The sequence below is a fragment of the Pseudomonas sp. GW821-FHT01E10 genome (assembly GCF_059422365.1).
The window spans coordinates 1-18987 of record NZ_JBWKWT010000001.1; the positions used below are offsets into that span (position 1 = coordinate 1).

Annotated in this window: 10 protein-coding genes and 1 pseudogene; 8 read left to right on the top strand and 3 right to left on the bottom strand. The window is 51.6% G+C overall.

The window, feature by feature from the left end:
- Positions 1–375: pseudogene (locus AC07V0_RS00005) on the top strand (hypothetical protein); the annotation flags it as partial.
- 509 nt (positions 376–884) lie between these two features.
- Here AC07V0_RS00005 and AC07V0_RS00010 read toward each other — a convergent pair.
- The 3 genes from AC07V0_RS00010 to AC07V0_RS00020 are packed head-to-tail and all read right to left on the bottom strand — an operon-like array spanning position 885 to position 5750.
- Entirely contained in the window at positions 885–2978 is a 2094-nt protein-coding gene (locus AC07V0_RS00010) for a hypothetical protein (RefSeq protein WP_495019172.1), read from the bottom strand.
- Entirely contained in the window at positions 2965–4485 is a 1521-nt protein-coding gene (locus tag AC07V0_RS00015) for a tyrosine-type recombinase/integrase (RefSeq protein ID WP_079443856.1), read from the bottom strand. The genes AC07V0_RS00010 and AC07V0_RS00015 overlap by 14 nt, the downstream gene beginning before the upstream one ends.
- 11 nt (positions 4486–4496) lie before the next feature.
- Positions 4497–5750: a tyrosine-type recombinase/integrase gene (locus AC07V0_RS00020; protein WP_495019173.1), complete on the bottom strand. Its 1254-nt coding sequence runs from the start codon at positions 5748–5750 to the stop codon at positions 4497–4499.
- Between the two features lie 758 nt (positions 5751–6508).
- Between AC07V0_RS00020 and AC07V0_RS00025 the strand changes: the two genes are divergently transcribed.
- The 7 genes from AC07V0_RS00025 (at position 6509) to AC07V0_RS00055 (ending at position 18561) form a co-directional block, all read left to right on the top strand.
- The gene (locus tag AC07V0_RS00025) at positions 6509–8377 is read left to right on the top strand and encodes a TnsB C-terminal domain-containing protein (RefSeq protein ID WP_495019174.1); all 1869 of its coding nucleotides are present in this window, start codon (positions 6509–6511) and stop codon (positions 8375–8377) included.
- Positions 8378–8380: 3 nt separating this feature from the next.
- Positions 8381–9286: an ATP-binding protein gene (locus tag AC07V0_RS00030; protein WP_495019175.1), complete on the top strand. Its 906-nt coding sequence runs from the start codon at positions 8381–8383 to the stop codon at positions 9284–9286.
- Complete coding sequence (locus AC07V0_RS00035) at positions 9283–9951, top strand: hypothetical protein (RefSeq protein WP_495019176.1); 669 nt, start codon at positions 9283–9285, stop codon at positions 9949–9951. Before AC07V0_RS00030 ends, AC07V0_RS00035 begins: the two co-directional genes overlap by 4 nt.
- A 351-nt stretch (positions 9952–10302) precedes the next feature.
- A complete protein-coding gene (locus tag AC07V0_RS00040; RefSeq protein WP_495019177.1) occupies positions 10303–10968 on the top strand; it encodes a hypothetical protein in 666 nt (221 codons plus the stop codon).
- A gap of 1027 nt (positions 10969–11995) precedes the next feature.
- The gene (locus AC07V0_RS00045) at positions 11996–12340 is read left to right on the top strand and encodes a hypothetical protein (RefSeq protein ID WP_495019178.1); all 345 of its coding nucleotides are present in this window, start codon (positions 11996–11998) and stop codon (positions 12338–12340) included.
- 631 nt (positions 12341–12971) lie between these two features.
- On the top strand, positions 12972–16832 hold the full coding sequence (locus tag AC07V0_RS00050; RefSeq protein WP_495019179.1) for a GTPase: 3861 nt from the start codon (positions 12972–12974) through the stop codon (positions 16830–16832).
- Positions 16825–18561, top strand: coding sequence for a GTPase (locus AC07V0_RS00055; RefSeq protein WP_495019180.1), 1737 nt, complete (start codon positions 16825–16827; stop codon positions 18559–18561). The genes AC07V0_RS00050 and AC07V0_RS00055 overlap by 8 nt, the downstream gene beginning before the upstream one ends.
- Positions 18562–18987: the final 426 nt, after the last annotated feature.

The following is an 18987-nucleotide window of genomic DNA, read 5'->3' on the forward strand; positions in this document are numbered from 1 at the left end:
TGGTGTCCACTTACAATAGGTGTCCACCATCGCCCTAAGCGTTGGGATCAGAAAGGTGTGTTGGCCGGACGCTTACGCATGGTTATGCTCCCCAGCATTTCAGCCCTTGAGCAGTTACTTAATGAACAAGGAGCAGACATCTGGGTGTTGGATGTACAGTTGGTTTCTCCGACTTATCTGAACGGAAGTGATGGGTGGAAGATGGAGAGGCTGTTAGAGGTGCGCGAAACGGTGGATGACCTCAGTAAGGAGGCGGCCTACGTGTATAACCTGGAGGGAGGGCATATCTACACTGAGTCTCTGGGGGCCAGCACATCCGATCTACAAAATCTTCGTATCATTTTTTCGGCCACACCAGTATCTCGGCGAGCATGAGGCCAACACGCTCGAACGGTTAACAGCAGCTTCGATACGCTAGCGCGTTAGGCAATCTTGCCTAGTCGCCGCGTCAGTTAGCGGCGTTGGCAACCTTTCTGCCTCTTACCGCTTTCGCAATGGAGCCAGTATGTTTTCGACATCCAGTCCTTTCAGCAGACAATTGTGCGCAATTGCCGAAAGTGCTTCATAGAGCTGGTCTCGCTGCTTTATCAAGTCAGCATTCTCCACCTGAAGATTAGCAATACGTTCTTCGAAGCTTCTTCGGCGGCGGGCCCCATCTGGATCTCTGCCACTCTCCTTGAGTTGTACTATACGGGCGGACTCGATTCGTCTCCCACGGTCCCCCACTAAGGTAGCTCGGCTAGTCAGGCCCAATCGACGCTGCACCTCGGGGCGTGAAATAGGCGCGAGCTCCAGTCCTAAGCTAATCATTTGAGCGAGGAGGGCGTCGATAGCTTCGTCCAAGGTGCCGCCCCTCAAGATCTGTCGTTGCGCCATGGTCGCCTCTAATCATCCGAAACAGAACTGTGTCGTTTGTCCGTGTCCGCAACCGTCATTGGATGCCCATTTGGAAACACGCGTTGCACACCTACATTGGTATCGCGTGCGAGGACGGATTTTAAATTGTTGAGCTTGTCTTCCTGGTCCGCCAGCCATACATCGCTGCCTGCCTCTCCAGCGCCGACATCGCGCATGATGGTGATTGCCATCGTCAGATTCTCGACTTGTTTCTCAAGGTTGGCCCGCTCCGATGGAGTGCCCATCAGATGGAGATGCGAGCAGCCATTCCAGCACTGAAGATGCTTAGGGCAGGGCGCTTGGGAGAAATCGTGAATGCAACCTCCAAAGGGTGTCACGTGCAGCGCCGTGGCATGCACGGTGAGGAATGCTTCTGCAGTGGTTGTGCCTTTATCTGATAGCAAAGCATGGTAACTGTCGGTCAAAGCGCCCTGAATGCGTTTATCTCTTATGCCTGTATGTAAGAAATCGATGCGCTCGTGATGACTATTGAACGCCAAGAACTCCTGGTGGGCAGCGGTGTTTTCTTCAACGCTTGTGTGTTGGTAATAAGTATTTTGGTCGAGACGTTTTCGCCCCAAGGCCAGCGCTTGCTGAACATCGCTCATGCCCGTCAAATGGTAGATCGTGTTCCGCCAGTGTCGAGGTTGGTGGCTAGTCAGTCGAATAGGCGCGCCGTTGGATTCTGTTAATGATCGGCGTGAAAAAATGGACGCGTACTTTTCATCGTTACCTAGTGCATGATTGATATCCAAAAGGGTCACCCGACGCGGGATCGCACGAAACACATTTGCTTCCCGTCCACCCAGGCGGAATTGACCATCAAAAGCGATAGCAAGCGTCTCGCTGGTTTTAAGGACAATATGAAGCGTGCCCCCCACATTTTCTGTTAATACTGCATGGCTATGAAGCTTCGGAACGAGCATGCGCTCAATATCACCTGCCAAATATCTGCGGTTAATCTCCTTGGATCGATGAGGATGAATTCCGTGTCGAGCGAAATACACACGTAAATTCCTAGCTGTGTCTCGGTTCTGGCTAAACCCGAGCCAACGCAGAACTTCAACCTCTGACATTGCCGTCTGCGGAGAGTAATCCCAGAGACGGCCTGGATGGGCCTCTTGCCACTTAGCGATTTTTCGTTGCTCTTGCGTCAGCACCTTCAAACGTTCGACCGCACGCCTGGCTAAAGGAACGTCGCTTTCTGCGAACCAATGAACACGGGATTGAAACTGCTTTTCCGCAAAGTACCTGATCCCGCATTCGACCAGAGGCCTGCCATTGGCATCTACAACCACCTCACCTGTCGGCCCTTTTATTGGTCTCTCGACCCAACAGTCATAGGGTATTACTGCTACCTCATTGCCCCTTTGCCCGGTCGCGATCAGCAAATCGATCACGCGCAGCAAGATTTCTTCGCCCTCATTAAGTGGGTTGTTCGAACATAAGGCGTAGGCCTCCATCGCCTCGCGAGAAGGCAACCTGTCATCAGATTTACGTTGTTTTACCGCGCGATCAGGATCGTGCAATGAAATGTAATCGTGACGGCGCTTTTCTGGTTTTGCATCATGCTCAAAATGGATGGCGATCTCGGTTAATTGCTGACTATCAATCGTATCCGCTACTACTTGAAGATGAGAGGTCGCGTCGTAGAGATTCTTGTAACCACTCTCGCGGAGAAATCTTACGACGCGATCAAAATCGCCTCGCGTCAACTGTGTGGGATCGGATACGCCGCGTTCAAACAAGGGATTGTAAAGCCGGCGTACGGCAATATTGTATGCAGCCGCCATCGAAAACTTCAGATTCCGGGTGCGTTGCAAATACACAATCAAGGCTTTGCTAAAATCTTGGAAAGTGGAGGGGAGTGGTCCTTTAGGCGGGGCGGAATAGCCTGTCTTCTCGAGGGCTTGTCGATGCGTTTCGAACGTAAGAGCATGTTGGTTATCCCGCTGTGGTAACCAACTTCCGACGTCCCATACCGGTGACGCCCACGGCGTTGAAATTGGCAACGACTGAAAAATCTTTTGTTCCTGTGCAATGAAGCCTTCGAGGCTCTGCCTTGCCCTAGACAGCGTCATCTGCGGCATCCTCCGTGTGCTGCCGGCAGCGTTCGATCGTAGCGCTTACTGCCAGGATGGTTGTCTGATGTTGGGCGAGGGGCCGGTTGTGAATGAGGTCACCGGCTTGTTCTGCCATGTCAATGAACCGTTGCGCTTCCCGTTGCAACGCCTCTTTCACCTGCTCATGGCGGCCGTCAGCAAAGGGGTGAAATTTCTTGCAGGTGTAGCAGGCGTAGACGGGATTGTAGGGGCAGTGGGTATGAACTGGGAGGGCGCAGGCACCAATGTCCCCGATGTACTGCGTATCGATGACGCCGCGGATGGCTCTTTCCGGCACAGTATCGCGGCGTTGGACGATTTCCCCAGTTAATAAGCTGCGCATGATGCGTTGATAGGCCGGGCTCTTACCCAGTGCTTTCTCTTTGATCCGGGCAATGTTGGGGGTTGCCGTTACGTAAGCACGCGCCGCAACCGTGCTGTTGTGCCCGAGCAGTTCGGCAATCATGTCTGCCGGAGTTCCCTGGTCCGCCAAACCTTGCCCGAGGTGATGACGCAACAACATGGTTACCTGGTTCGGCTTGTCTATCCCGGCTTCACGTAGCTCGTGTTTGAGGCCTGGACCGATTTCATTAACCGAAAGGCGCCTTCCACGAGGACTGACAAATAATGGTTCACAGTCGCTACCAAAACGGCGCTGAATTTCTGAAACGTGCCGTGAGATTTTCTCACCCAGGCGGGTAGTTATTTTACGGGGGCGCCGCTCAGGTCTGCGCTGGCCGACCTTTTTGGCCATGGGTAGCCATAGGGTGTAGTACTTCTCATGATCAGCGCTTTCAATGAACTCAAAATCCGCAATGTCTAGCGAATGAAATTGAATCGAACGCGGCCCCAATTCAAAACCCAGGTGGAGCATCATATTGAACTGAGCAGCTACCCAGTCACTTGAAGAAGCTTTTCGCTCTATACGCTTGAGCAATCGAATTTCCTCATCAAGTTCTAAACCAGACTGCGAGAGAAAAATTCGAGCATATGGGTCAACCCGATCTGATTTCACATCCTTGATTTTAAGGTAGATGTTTGACTCAAAACCTTTAATCCCTCTATCAACTGCCCAGCGATAAAGTCTGCGGAATCCAATTAGATGTTGCCTAGATTGTTTGAAACCATTTAATTCAGCGATTAAATTTTGATAATCCCAAGGAAAGTAACGGGCAAGCGCGGTGCTTGATAAATAGACAAGAGATCTTACAAACATGAATGCTGTCTGCGGAGCATATTTTTCCAACGCATATGCCATAAAGCCTTTGGCTATTTCATTGAGCTCTGGAGTTAAGTCAAGCGAGGCCCAGTCAATTTTCAGTGCGACCCCACCGTCGTACCACGTCCACACCGGCAGCCGGGTATCGACGTATCGTGGCTGGTCATTGGTGCGAGTTCGAATCGCAACCTGAGCCGGGCCCTCGAACACGTAGGCCGGAAAAGAGGAGGAGGGTGAAGCGTGTTCTTGATCGGCTGATTTGGTCACGGCGAACCTCCTTAACTGTCAAGTCGGCTCCAGGCTGCTGAGGCACGCTGGGCGTTGTGGAGGTTGGCCGACTCGGCTAGATAACGACTTGCATAACGGCGTGGCATCGTCGAAGTGTCAGACCAACCGCAGACTCGCCGGAGTTCGTCAGTGGCCCGCTCGAGGTCATACCCACGCTTCTCGACCAGGTAAGCCAAAAACCGGTCGGCAAAGGTGTGGCGAAAGTCATGCGCGGAAAGTGTAGGCAACAACCCCGGATGAGCCAGTTCAATGGTCAGAAACAGCCGATCAAGGACGTTAGACAACGCGCGGATCGACAGCGGGCGACCTCGGTCAGAGATGAACAAATAGCGGTACAGCAATTTCATTGGTTTGCCATTACGCAGGGGGCGTCGCTCGCCCTGGATATAACGCTCGTAGACCTCATACAACTGCGCGGAGATACCTACTGTCCGTCCGTGTGTTTTCAGCGCAGGCTCTTCAGCGCGCGGGTCGCCGGGATCATGTTCGCGGTCATTGATGCTGACATAGGCATGCTGAGAACCCTCATTGACATCGGTGGTGTAGAGCTTGAGAAGCTCCCCTCGGCGCATACCGGTCTCCAGTAGTAATTCAATCATTAGCCAATTGCGCAGCTGCAGCCTTTCCGGGAACGGATTCTCCGTAGCGCCGGGGCGAATCAATGTGCGAATGATCTGGAGTTGCGTATCCGTCAGGCTGCGGTAACGAGCGAGGTCCTGCCGAACGTTGATGATATGGCTCTCAAAGCGCCGCTCAATGACGTCGGCGACATCTGCAAATACAACCTCGATGTTAGCCAGGGTGGTTGAATTTTGACGAGCGCGCGGGATGTATCGGGTGACACACCAGGACAGGTATAGCTTCAGCAAACGCAGGTACTGGTCACGAGTACGCGGATCGATCTGCGGAAAAGGTGCCGTTTCAGCTTTGCCGATTCGGGCGAGCAGGTTGTCGGCTTGACGGCCGCTTTGGAGCCAAATGGCGTAACCGTCCAGTAAAGCCAATATCGATTCGAATTGGCAGGCCAAGATGGCGTCATCAATATTGAGGTCACGGCTTTTGGCATAGATATAGAAAGCCTGGATCGCGCGCAGATGTGCCGCCGCCGTATTGTAAGCCCGATGCCTGAGTCTGAGTTGGACGTACATGAACGGAACGAGTACGGGCAACGGCTCCGCGTTGCCAGCGTGCACGAGCAGCGGAACACGCTGACCTGAAGAGAAACGGCACTGAATCAGTTTCATCGGCAGCCACCTCATTCAATGACTCGCCATGAACACGAAGGACATGGCCCGTGTGAACATTGAAAGCTAAACGGAAAACCATTTCCCCTTTTATTACAGTTATTTATCTGCGATGTCGCCCCATTGCCGGAAAACAGAAATCTTTTTTCCGGTAATGGAACGCCATCTATTCGTTTTTCCGCCAATGAAACGTACGTGCCATCTATCTAGATCACCCTCCACCCATACGACGGAATCCCCGTCCAACCTCCCACCAGCGACTTCGATCAGATGCACAATTGAAACGTCAGTCTTGCAAATTTCTGTCCCCCAAGTGACTAACTCCTTCGCACGAATTGAATCTCCCAGAGTTGCGGATTTCCCGTAACCACATGCTACAGACGTGCCGTAAGGCCTTCGACCAACCAATCCCCGCCGACTACACAGCACGAACAAAATTTTTTTCATAACCAGTATTAGCTAGATTCGGTGTTTTTTGGTTATAAAAAAACGATATTTTTTAATATATTTTTTAATTCATAAAGCATCACAATTAGAGAAGCTGGATAGTAAATTATTGAAAGGACTGAGAAATTAAATAGTCAACTAAGTGTATTTATTTCGGTGGCTTAAAGTTCAATATATACATAAGTCGGTGTTTGCGTTTCGAGCTACTCAGCTGCTGGGTTTTTATACATGGTTGCGCATTGTGGATGAGTGACTATGATGAGCCAAGTGTCATGTACCTCAGTTAGAAATCATAAACATCAGAGTTGGTCATGGATAAGAGTGATCTGTATGAAGAAGCTCAACCGTGTGAAAAAACTACGGGATTGGTCCCAGTCAAAAGACCCCACGAAGGTGTCCCCAGAGATTGGAAAGAGTCTGGTGTTCCACCCAGCAATGAAGTCATTCCATATCAGGTAAGGACGATTGACCACCGGGAGGAACAGCTCGCAGATGAACGTAGATCTGTATTCGAACAGATCGATCAAGGAATGTCTGCCAGTAGAGGCATGGAACTGCTTGGGTTAAAAAAATCCCATTTCTACAAGTTGCTCGACGATCATCGCAATGGAAAGGACATCATTCGTAATCACAGGGGAACGCCTAGAGGAGGCAGTCGAACAACATCGGGACAGGTGGCCGCGCTCAGCAAAGCGTTCGAAAACCATTACGAGGGCCCGAAGGCCTCTATCAGTGAGTTATTGAAGTGGGCTAACCGTTATTGTGAACGTGCTGGTGAAAAACCGATAAGTCGCCATACGGCGAGAAGGTATCTCTATGCAATACCTGAAAAAGACCGTGACCGAAAAATACTTACTGTTGAGCAGTTCAATCAAAAATATGGATATAAGCCAAATAAACTAATCATCGATTGTTTGCTGCGTCGCGTGTCAATGGATCATACCCGCGTGGACATATTGCTCGTTGATGAGTTTAATAGAGATGTGATTATCGGTCGTCCCTGGATAACCCTGATCATTTGCGACAAATCTAGGGTTATCCTAGGTTTTTATCTAAGTATGGAAGCTCCGAGCCTAAACACGGTTGCTGCTGCGTTAGCGTTTGCGATTATGAATAAAGAGAGCAGCCTGCTCAGTTTCTTTACTCACCCTGGTGAATTTCCGTTCTTTGGCATTCCGTTCGTCATTTTTACAGATAATGCTGCTGAGTTTACAAGTGAAGCATTTATCCAGCAATGTAAAGAATGGGGGATGGAATGGGAACATCGGCCCATCGGCAAAAAGTGGTATGGCGGGATCATAGAACGCGTTATTGGCTCATTCATGACAACTGGAGTGCACTTTCTTCCCGGCTCAACTGGGAGCAACGTTGTAGAGCGGCAGAGTTTTGAAAGCGAGCTAAATGCCCAGCTCGACTTCAAACAATGTGCGGAGTGGATAGTGAAAGAAATAACAGTTTACCACGGAAAAATTCACAACTCTCTACGTTGCACCCCTAGACAAGCTTTCACCCATTATAAAAGCGAGGGAAAGTATGACTCATCTAGGATTATCAGTAAAAAAGATGAAGCTAGATTCCTCATCGATTTCTGCCCTACTTCATTCAAGCACAAAGTTCACTCATACGGGATCAATTTCGCCGGCCGCAGGTATGAAAGCGATGCCCTGAAGGACTATGTAGGCGAAGAACTCGATGTCAAGTATTTACAGTATGACCTTAGCTATATTTGGGTAAAGGCGCCTAATGAATTTCTAAAAATTCGTTGTTCTTACAACCGTGAAGGGCTATCAATACATTGGGAATCCTACTCGAACCACAAGCAGTTATCTAAACGTGTACCAAGTTTGATCAACAAGGCTAGCGGTACCATCGATGATGAGTTCGCGCCCGCCGCTATGGATCGTCAGGAAGAAATTCTTCAAGAAGCTGCAGCTATGAAAACGGCTTTCATGAATGCGCCGAAACAGCCAGCTCTACCTCCACCACCTCCACCTTCAGCCGAGAGGGTGGATCTGGATGAAGTGGAGGCTTATCACATTGATGATAGCAAAGTCTATGTCCAAGCCGATGACGTTATCTGGGAGGAAGATGACGATATCTTCAAGCCACGAATAATATCAGACACCAATGAAATCGATCTGCTTGTTCCAGTTTTGATCATTGATCCTAAGGAGAGTTGAGTTATGAATAATCAGTGCGAAGTTCCAAAATACGGTCACGTCAAAGCAGACTTAAGGCATCTTGTCGACTTGCCCCCAGAACAAAGGATTCAGATCTGCCGCCATGATATCTGGATCGATACCCCGCGCTTGAAGCCCTTGCTGAACTGCCTAAAGCACATGGTATACACAGACTACCAGATCCAGGCGTCTAGCATATTCATCCATGGAGAGGGCGGTGATGGCAAGTCCGCATTATTTCATCGTCTGCAGGCGTTGGGCGAGCTTTCGGGGAAGAAAATGGTATTTATCACCCTGACCGAGAATTTGAACCGATACAAACTACATGACGCCATCTGCGAGCAATTTAGCGTGCAGATCGGCAAGAGAACCACTGCAGCTAACAGACTTGACATCATTGAGAAAAAAATTAAATCGGGGGATATCGGTGCCATTGTCATCGATGAGTTGTCCGATGCGATGCTTGAGGGGAGCACCAACAAACGAATAATCTTGTCACTGTTGCGCAGCCTAGCAGAAGGCAAGCTCAAGCTTTGCGTTATTGCTTTTGGCAACTCAGTTGCGAATGAAGCAATGATACTTGATCGTGTGCTAGATCGGCGATTTGTGCAATGGGAACTGCAGTCCTGGAAATTAGATCAGCACTTTGTGGACTTCATTGCAACCTACGAAACCCATTTGCCCCTGAAGCTTGTGTCGAACGTTGCATCCCCAAAGCTGCGGACGCTCATATATTCAAACTCACATGGCATTCTGGACAATATCGTAAAGATTCTCAAATGCGCCGCTATGGATGCTATCGAGCAAGGTACTGAACGGATTACGCAAGATCAAATCCCTAACATCGATGCCTTGGCGATGAAGTACGGTTTCAAAATCCACCATCCTGCAAAGCCCCAAAAGACATGATCAAGCTCTCGCCCTCACAGTTTGCTACCGCTAACAGTGTCTTAGCTGCTTTGACACGTGGGGGCGCACTTTGCGTTGTCTCATCCCAGCCTGGTTTTGGTTTGACGACCTGCATGGAGAATATCAGGTCGCGCGTGAGTAATCCGTTTTTCACTATAGCAGACCATCCTGAACTTGCCGGACTGGATCTTCTTGGTCAGTTGTATAATCACCTAAATATTGATGCTGAGTTTCAGGCTAAAAGTGAATTGCCCAGCTTTGCAATTGAAATTATTACCTTGAGAGAGATTTCCACAATTTTTGTCGACGATATAGATATTTTCCTTTGTGGTGAGCGTGCTAGGCGTCGTACTGTACATCAGCTGAAACTGATTCTAACTGCGCTCCCATCAGTGAACATTGTAATCTCTGGGCTTCATACAGAAACATCGGACATGCTTGAACTGCAGGTGGGCTCACCACACAGTGCTGAAGCTTTCAGCCTGGATGGCTTTCAATGTTTATATGAATACAAGGTTTTTTTCGAATCGATCCTCGCTGAAAACTCACAAACCGAGTTCGCGTACGTATCGCTGGACGCGCTTTATCTCATTACCAAAGGAAACCTTGGTAATACATTTCTGCGATTGTTCCATCCCGCGTACCTCTACGATGGTCAGAAGTAAATGACTGTTTGCATCGATTGCTTACCGATCGAGGGAGAACTTTTGTCGTGCTGGTTGTATAGGCAAAGCATGGTTTCCAAATACACGCCGCTTGGCCGGGAAGCACTCAGCCAACTATGGGTTGCCTCGGGCCCGGCGGTAGACTTCGATCCAGATTTCTCGCGAAGCTCCAGCTTTACAAACGCGGCTTGTGACGCCGTAGGCATGAGTAGTGATCTTAGGGCTGCCCTCATTCAACCACCTAGCACCTGGCTGATACCACGCTTTTACAGGCGCACGTTTTGCTATCAGTGTTTGGCTGAAAATTTTCGAACCCATGCATTTCCTACTTCACTGAACAAATGGTGTGCCGTGGGCGTCGTAGTCTGCGAAATTCATAATTTGCCGTTAATCGATGCTGCGGAGGTATTCGGGCCTAAGCTGAGCATGGCCATGAAATTTTTCCAGATGCATCATTTACACAAGGACAGGTACCTCTCAGCATCACGCTTGCAGGATGCGAGGCGGTCTATCAAGTCCTTGCGACTCGTACAGGATATGCTTAACCGTTTCGAGGTTAATGCCGTCCCACATAATCTGAGCAACGATGTTCACCAAAATAGTGAGTGGGCATTCTCGAAATTTCTGATCTGCTTGATGCTCTATCCTAGATTCGGTCTCATCAACCGCTACATGCGTAACGATGCTGCTTACCTCCAGCTCCCGGTATTCCAACAGACCTTCTCTCACGGGCCCTTGATAGCCAGTATCGCTCACCGAAGGGCCGCGCTGATTATCCTCGGTTGGCTCTACGAGGTATTACCACCAGACGAGTTAACCGTGATTGAGGCTCTGCTGAATGCAGTAGGAGGCTTGATGGGATTTTCGGATGCTTATGGATTGGGCTCATCCTGCAATGGTTTTACGGCAGAACACGCTGCCGTCATCGCGCGACGACTTGTCCAATGGCAACCTCCAATAGTCTCCAGCAGGACTCAACAATTTATCGAGGGATTCGCTGCTTCAACTGGAAAGTGAAGGGTTATTGACTTGCTGTCAGAACATAAGGGCGAGGGAATGGGGAGTATCGAATGGATACTAGGTTTTCTTTAATCACCGAAATTTCGCTTCCTTTAGGTTCAGTTTGCCTAGAAGGCTCATTTGGTGCTGCCGGTGTATGGATTGACTTCTTAGTGGCCATGCCACGCGTACGCGTACTCCGGTACTCAATACGCCGGAGCGCAGAAAGCAGCGGTTTTGCATCCGCACTTCGCACGGGCTCGTGGGTAAAGGTCGCTCCAGCCGTTAAGCACCGTCGCATTAGTTTTACCTACACAACATTGTACTCACCGTGGCCGGTGGGGAAGGAGTTTGATCACGCTCGTGATTTTTGCGACTTATTTTTATCCAGGTTTTTTCAGTGGCCGGCGGAGATGTACGGCAACCGATCTGATATCTTCATGAGCTCTCTCGTTTTAATTTCTGAACAAGCAGAAACCACCATTGCATCCCTGCAGGGGTGTTCTTGTTTCCCCGGCCATCTCCCGGAGTGAGTCGCCTAAGCGCTCTGAGTGATCTCCACCGAAGCCCAGGGCAGGTCTCAATGAGTCCAACCCTAGTGGCTCGAAAGGCCGCGTCACAGAAGACCCGCATCACCTAGTTCCTACGGTGTTCCTGTAACCCTGATCTGGTACTTAGTCCTCATGGAAGGGCTTAAGCTTTGACAAAGCGTGGCTTCACGTTTCGATAATACGATCTCGATCAAACCGAATAATTGCTGCGCAGCTGAAGATTCCTACCCGGTGCCGCGCTTGGGGTATCAGACCCAGGCAACGACCTGGTTCCCGCTCCCCTTACCGTTTACTGAGCGGGCGGGGTAGAGGGCATGGTCGCTGATCTTCTGTTAGGCAGTTTTTAGGTGGTGAGCTCGCTAGTCTCCTCATTAACCGGGCTCACCACCTGTTTTTCTCAGGCAGAGTGCTGATCAGGGCGTCCGCCGAATGGCATATCGAGCTACATACGCAGCCAGCGGAACATGGAGCACTACGCCAGTGTGTGTGCGGGCATGAGCGAAGACGACGCGCCGTACTGGGCCGCGTTCCTCACAGCCATCAAAACCGATGACCTGAATGGCCTTGGCGAGCTGGTCGTGAGCACGCTAATCAACGCTCTCGTGGAGCATGAGGGCCGGCTTGCCAGGCCCTTGCTGCCGGCGAAGGATGTCTGCGCGTATCTCAAGGCACGCGCTGATAAGGACTCGGCTGCTTTGAAACCCTTTTGCAACTCGCCTTCTGAGACACTAACGCTTGTCTTTCTAATAAGTGAGCGACATTCGCTGGAAGAGGAATTGGACTACAACCTGGCGAGTCTCGATCACGTGCACCTTAATATCTTCATCCCGCAAAGCTAACTAGAGTTCAGCCAGCCATTCGTTCCTAATGGGATAAACTATGTTTTCCAAATCGGCCACAAGGTCTTGACGGTGGCAGATGTTGCTGAGCGTTGGAAGACTGCGTGCATCCCGCAAATGGAAAACGACACATCGCTGCGCCATCCTGCAACGAGAATCGGCGCACTTTGCGCGTCGCTAATCTTTCCGGATCGGGTGCCCTGGTTCCTCCTCAGCGATTGAGGCAGCAACCGGTGGCCGTAGCGACCACTCGATTTTGTATCTTGGCCAGCCTCAGTGAATAAACTAGCAATCCCACATCAGCCCCTGAGCAGGTCATCCCTGAAGATCCGAAACCAGGGATAACGGTAGTGATTCATTGCGCCGAACGCGAAGGTTTGAGTGCTCGCTGACTCGCGAATGAGACTATCTCCGGCTATCCCGCAGCGTGGGGTAGACGCTATTATTCTGCCAATTACCTCGTTAGCCTCTTGGGCTTAAGCGCATTTCGACAAGGAAGTGAGTGTATGGCTTGTACTGCCCGGTGTATCTCCGGCCGCGTTCAATTTCCGCACCGAATAAATTATTCCCAGCTTAACCCTATCAAATCCGCACTCAGTTCTTTCTGCGCATTGAAGGCGGAGGTATTGCCATGAGCAAACCAAATGAGGCCTTGGAAGACGCATTATCCAAGGCGACCGCAGATGCGGTCGCGAAAAGCCAGGACGAGGTGAGCAAGCTCAGCAGGCGTGTTGCTTCTGTATTGGCCCAGATGAGTAAGACGGCAGACTTTGCGCTCTCCCAGCGAGTACCGGACGCTGAAGGCGACGTAGCCCAGACGTTAGCTGACATTCTGAACGAAAAGCGTGGATTGATCCTGAATCTCGTTGAGCGCCAACGAAATGCACTGAGCACGTTCAATATCGTGCTTTTTGGTCGTACGGGGGCAGGAAAGAGCTCGCTGATCACAGCATTCACGCGAGGTAACGGATCAATTGTTTCCCAAGGTGAAAGTGACTGGACAACGGACGTTCAACCACTCGCCTGGAATGCATGCTTGATCTACGACACGCCGGGCATCAACGGGTGGGGACGGAATAACTCGCGCAAAGATCTTGAAGCGCGGGCCCGTAAGGCAGTCGAGGTCGCCGATTTTGTTCTGGTCTGCTTTGACAGCCAAAGCCAGCAGGCAGATGAGTTTGCCAAGTTTGCCGCGTGGGTCAGCGAGTATCGCAAACCAGTAATCGCGGTACTCAACCCGCGAAACGCTATGTGGAGAATGCCGGGCCGCGTGTCCGCACCAATGGCCCGCGGTAATCTTTCACGAGCAGTCAGCGAGCATGCGACCAATATCCGAGATGAATTGTCGCGCCTCGGCGTGAATGACGTACCGGTTGTTGCGGTCAGCTCCAAGCGTGCTGTCTTCGCTCGGGCGTCAATGCCATTTGAAGGCCCTGATCTTGAAAGCCTGACCAAACAGAGGAATCTGTACAGCTGTGACAGTCTGGAGCAATGGTCTAATTATCCGCGTCTCGAAGACCTGTTGGTGTCGGTGATCACCGATGCGGCGGTTGATATTCGGCTTGGCTCCCTGAATGACCAGCTAAGGGGTGTTTTTAGCAGTTTGAGGCGTGCTATCGATGAAATCAGGCATGAGTCCATTCTGGGTGCCGAGTCACTAGAGAGGAACATGCTTGAACCGATGCTGGCGCTCGTGGGCTATCCAGCATTAGATGATTCGGATAGAAGAAAAACTCTGGCAGTTGATGACGTGGACTTGTTGACTGAACTTGAACAGATCAGAGGCGGAAGGTTCCAGGCGTCGCAGGAGGGGGAATACGCTCAGCAAATCTCACTAATGCTCGGCACCACGTTGGGCAACCTATGTCACGCTTCGCTCAGTAAAGCCGATCGCATTGTCCGCGTTGCATTCGAACGTCGTAAAAAGCTGTCTTCGGAAGACGTCAGGGCAGAGTGTTTCGATGAAAAAGAAATTATCGAGCAAGCGCAGTCCGTGCTGGTGCGCGGCTTGCGGTTTCTTCAAGCTAAAGCGCGACTGACACTCAGTGATGCCAAGCTGGAAATGGATATTCGGCTTCAAGGATGCACGATCGATGGTGATGCGGGCAGTGGTTGGAAGTACAGCGCCTGGGCGATAAAGGGGGGCGGTGTACTGGCCGGTGTAATTGGCGCATTAGGAAGCTTTGCTGCCATCAACGCCTGGAATCCTTTCGGGTGGGCAGCTGGTGCAGCGGCGGCCATAGGTCTTGCTGGCGCTGTCGCCGCTAGCTTCTTCGGTTGGGGAGGGCAGAAGGCGCGAGATCAGGCAGAGCGTGAGCATCTGGAAGGAAGGCGGCGGGCCACGGCCGAGCTGCATCAGCTCATATACAAGGCATATAGTGGTGTAAGGGAAGAGGTGCTTGCACAATCGGAGCTCGTCCTACTGAGTGCTACACGCGATCTGTTGTTTCCAGCTGTTCGTAACGCGCTTTCGTTGCGCCGGGTCGCGCAGAGATGCGCGACAGTCATAGAGACCATTAACGAGCAATCTGGCTCTCTTGATGTCTCTCGCAACGCACAGCTGCTGGTATGGGGTATCGCCCAAAATCGCGAGCGGGAGATGTTCAGCCAACGTCCTAATGCTGGCGCGCTTTACTGGTTAGGTGAGGATTGGATTGAGGATCCGCACGGCCTGACGCTGACTCAGGGAGGCTCAAACGCTGGAAGAACCAGAACTTACGACCTCAACGTATTCGAGAAACTGTTTCTGGGCATGCGCGGCTTCCTTAGTCGATTTACCCGCGATCTCACCCTTCCTGACTCCCTGGCGTGGCTCAACGATGCGCAGCAAGCTTGTGCGCGTTACCCAGGGGGCGAAGACGTTCTGAAAGCCCTCGTGGATTACTCGCGGGCAGGCAGGCCGCGCATTCATGTTATAGGCGACTACAACACCGGCAAATCCAGCTTCATCAAGCGGCTGCTGCTAGATGCAGGCCTACCAGTGCCGGATACGCTCAAGGTGGCCGGCAAGCCATTGACGGATGTCTCGCACACGTACGACATTGACGGTGTCGACCTTATTGACAGTCCTGGCTTCCAAAGCAGCCACCATGTGCATACTCAAGAAGCTTGGGCCGCGTTGGCTGACGCCAGCATCGTCATTTTCCTCCTGCAACCCAACCTGATAGTGGGGGATGATTCACCGTTGTGTACGGTCATTTCTGGCGACTACGGCAAGGGCATCGTTGATAAACGAGACAGCACGTACTTCATCGTCAACCGCTCAGACGAACTGGGGGTCGACCCGGAGCTTTCTCCTGACGTCTATCTGAAATTGGTAGAACGCAAAGGTGTAGAACTGCGACAGGCGCTGGCGTCGCGTTCTGTCGATGTTGATGAAAGGCAGATATTTTTCATGTCGAGCGATCCCTATGGGCTCGTCGGCGACCGCAGTGACGCAGACGCGTCAGCTTTTGATCCCTATCGAAACTGGGATGGTTTCACGCCTTTTATGGTGGAGCTTCGTGCATTGCGACAAGGTTTGTCGGTGTCTGGCATAGCCCATTCGATCCTGCACGGAGGCATCCATCGGTTGTGGCAACAAATATTGGTGTTGCGATCTGAGCTGGAACAGATGCGCAGGCAAACTACAGAGCTCGAGCAACTCAAGCTGCTCATCCTAGAATGCATCGACCAAGGCGATCGGCTTGGTGAGAATTATCGGTTCAGGCTCCGATCTCTTGTGCGCAACAAGGCGAACGCGCTTAAGCAATCGATGCTTTCGGAGCGTGATCCAGTCAAGCTGAAAGCAAAAGCGGAACACCTGCAAAACTGGTGGAGCGACCCGGAGCTTGAAGCGGATATTACCGACTGGCAGACAATGTTCAGTAAGGATCTGGAGCGATGGCAGCATTTATCGAATGAACGTATTTCTCGTCGGATAGAATCTGTCACTTTTCGGCATGCCTTCAAACGCGAACAGCCTAGAGGCGAAAAAATTAACGATGCCAAAGGTAAGGGGTGGGCGTTTGAGATCTTCGATAAAGTCGGGCGTTCATTTGGCGGCGCTACCCGGGATGTCGTTTACAGCATTGGCAAATCGCTTGGTTTCAAGTTCCGACCATGGGGCGCAGTAAAGCTTGCCAAAACCTTCGCCAAAGCGGGGGCGGTGATTGCAGTGATCGGAGTTGTGGTGGACTTCGCCTTCATTTTTGTGGACGAGAAGCGAGTCGCAGAGCGCGAAGCCGCCCGGAAGGCACTGGCCGACTCGTTGGATAAATCCTCGGATCAGTTGATTGAAATCTTGACCGAGGGCACAGACGACGCTCCAGGGCTCATAAGAGGAAAGGAGGAGCTTGTCGGCAGGTTCCGAGAGTGCGACGAGGCGTTGGGGCGCGATATTCTGATACTTAGCCAGCAGTATGAAACGACTTCAGAACGTGTTGATGTGTATCGAAGCCTATGCAGCAGGGGCTTGATACTTTTAGGGAAGAATGGAGACGAACTTGAGTAACTCGACAGCACACCTGATCGACCGAATCTGGCAACACCTACTGAGTTACGCCCCAACCACGGATGTGGTGGCGAAGTACCGCGACCAGTGGCTGACGATTGCCGAGATACCTACCGCCCGATTCGTCATCTTCGGTGCTTACGATGCGGGCAAAAGTAGCTTGTTGAAGCGGTTGTTGGTCGATTCCGGTAGCCCGGTGCCTGATTGGGTTGTGATCAGTGCTCGACGTGAAACGTTCGAAAGTGCAGAGACCCGCGCGGGTTCCATCACCTTTATCGATACGCCTGGCTTGGGAAGCGGTAACGCTGAGCATGACACGATAACCCGCAAGACACTGCAGCTTGCTGACGCCTACATCTGGGTAATGCCACCGCAACTCGTTACTTCTGGCCAGTCTGATTATGTCTCACTGATCAGTGGTAGGTTCTTTCACCCGAAACTGCCAGCTACCGCGCTGAAAGGCGTGACCGTTGCTGTCATCTCCCGCATGGACGAAGCAGGGGTGGATCCCAGCGACAGTCCGGATGGCTATGCAGGCCAGGTTGAGAAAAAGCTGCAAGAGCTTGCCAGTATGCTCTCCAAGGATGACTTGGCAAAAAACGTTGCGGTGGTTCATTGCGTCGTGGCCGACCCGTATCAAATGGTTGGCAACATGTCTGATCCTGATAGAAGCATGTATGACATTGGCAGGGACTGGGACGGAATTGCCGCTCTTGAAACGACGCTCCATAGCTTGGAAAAAGACAAGCCACGCTTACGCGAGCTCTCGGGACTGCGTTTTGTGTATTCGATAGCCGCAGAGCTGGAAGATGCGGTGCGGGCCCAGTCGGGTGTTCTGAAGTTGCAAGCCGAGCGGTTTGACAATGACTCGCAACGGTACGCGTTGTTTAGCCAAAGGCTACAAAACCAAGCGGCCCACGCTGAGATGGACTTGAGAGGTCGGATCGAAGAAGCGCTTCGCCCCACCGCACAGGCAGATCTGGAGGACATCTATAGGGCGCTGGAGCAATTGGAGGCTACGCTTGCTGAAACCATCGGGCTGTGGGCGACGGACAGCACCTCAACACTGCAGAGACTGGCGCAGGAAATAGAACTTGAGATCCGTGAGTCCAATAGCCGGTTGGACATCGGCGGCCTGTTAAATAAGGAGGGGTTTGCGGCCCAGGCTTCCAATAAAGACGGGGCTGAGTCGGGGTCTTTCTCCCAGCATAGCAAGCGCTTGTTCGGTTTCCTTCCTGTGCTCGGCCAGTCTGTAAAAAAGTTAGCTGAGTCTGACATTGGAATGTCGATCGAGGAGGCGCGTGTCAAGCTCGGGGAGCTTGTCGGTTTGACCGGGGACGAATTGAAGAACGCAATTGCCAAAATCTTTAAGTCAAAGGAGGCAATGGAAAAGGCGAGTAGCTACGTGCGCTGGACTTCGGCGATTACTGCATTGGCTCCGCTTGTCACAGAACTGGCGTCTGTAGGCACTGACCTACTGCAGCAGCATTTAAGTCAACAGCAGATTGAAGCGGGAATCCAAAAGCGGGAGTCGCTCCAAAGACAGCTAGATAAGAATATCGCTGTTATTCGGGAGCAGGCTTTGCGCTTGTACACGGATCCAAGCCGCGCCTTGGATCAACAATTGCTGGCACGTCAGCAGGAGTGCGTCGAGGCTAAGCAGGAAGTGCTGGATCAGCGCCTACAGGCCGAAACCTTTCTGACAGGGCTAACAGCTTTGCTCGACTGACCCCAACATCGTCGTATGCGCAACGCACTAGCCGATCCGGGCCTAAACCCCTGATCGTTCTTGCTCAGATTGTGTGGCGCTGGATGGTAACGCGGCATAGCGTTGAGAATGCCCGTGCACTTGTGTGGTTTGGTGAGCTAGCGCACTATCCTGCAGAGGGCAGAGACACCAGATGAGTCGGCCTCGATGAGGGGTACAGTCCTTGATTCTTCTTCGCTTACCCAGCTTCGTTAAGTGGGCGGCGACTGTCACTTTGGTAATAGGAGCCTACCTGCTGCGTGCCCTTGGTCGAAACATCTGCATTCGCAACGTCGAAAACGTCTCGCTACAACTTGGATCCCTGCTGCTTCACTCCAACCAATATAGAGCACTCGATCCAACCGGGTAGATTTCAACGGCGGTATGCGGCGACGTTCGACCTTCAAC

Excerpts from the sequence above, each read along its gene's own strand:
- AC07V0_RS00010 (WP_495019172.1), bottom strand. The coding sequence starts at position 2,978 with ATGACGCTGTCTAGGGCAAGGCAGAGCCTCGAAGGCTTCATTGCACAG.
- AC07V0_RS00020 (WP_495019173.1), bottom strand. The coding sequence starts at position 5,750 with ATGAAACTGATTCAGTGCCGTTTCTCTTCAGGTCAGCGTGTTCCGCTG.
- AC07V0_RS00025 (WP_495019174.1), top strand. The coding sequence starts at position 6,509 with ATGGATAAGAGTGATCTGTATGAAGAAGCTCAACCGTGTGAAAAAACT.
- AC07V0_RS00030 (WP_495019175.1), top strand. The coding sequence starts at position 8,381 with ATGAATAATCAGTGCGAAGTTCCAAAATACGGTCACGTCAAAGCAGAC.
- AC07V0_RS00035 (WP_495019176.1), top strand. The coding sequence starts at position 9,283 with ATGATCAAGCTCTCGCCCTCACAGTTTGCTACCGCTAACAGTGTCTTA.
- AC07V0_RS00045 (WP_495019178.1), top strand. The coding sequence starts at position 11,996 with ATGAGCGAAGACGACGCGCCGTACTGGGCCGCGTTCCTCACAGCCATC.
- AC07V0_RS00050 (WP_495019179.1), top strand. The coding sequence starts at position 12,972 with ATGAGCAAACCAAATGAGGCCTTGGAAGACGCATTATCCAAGGCGACC.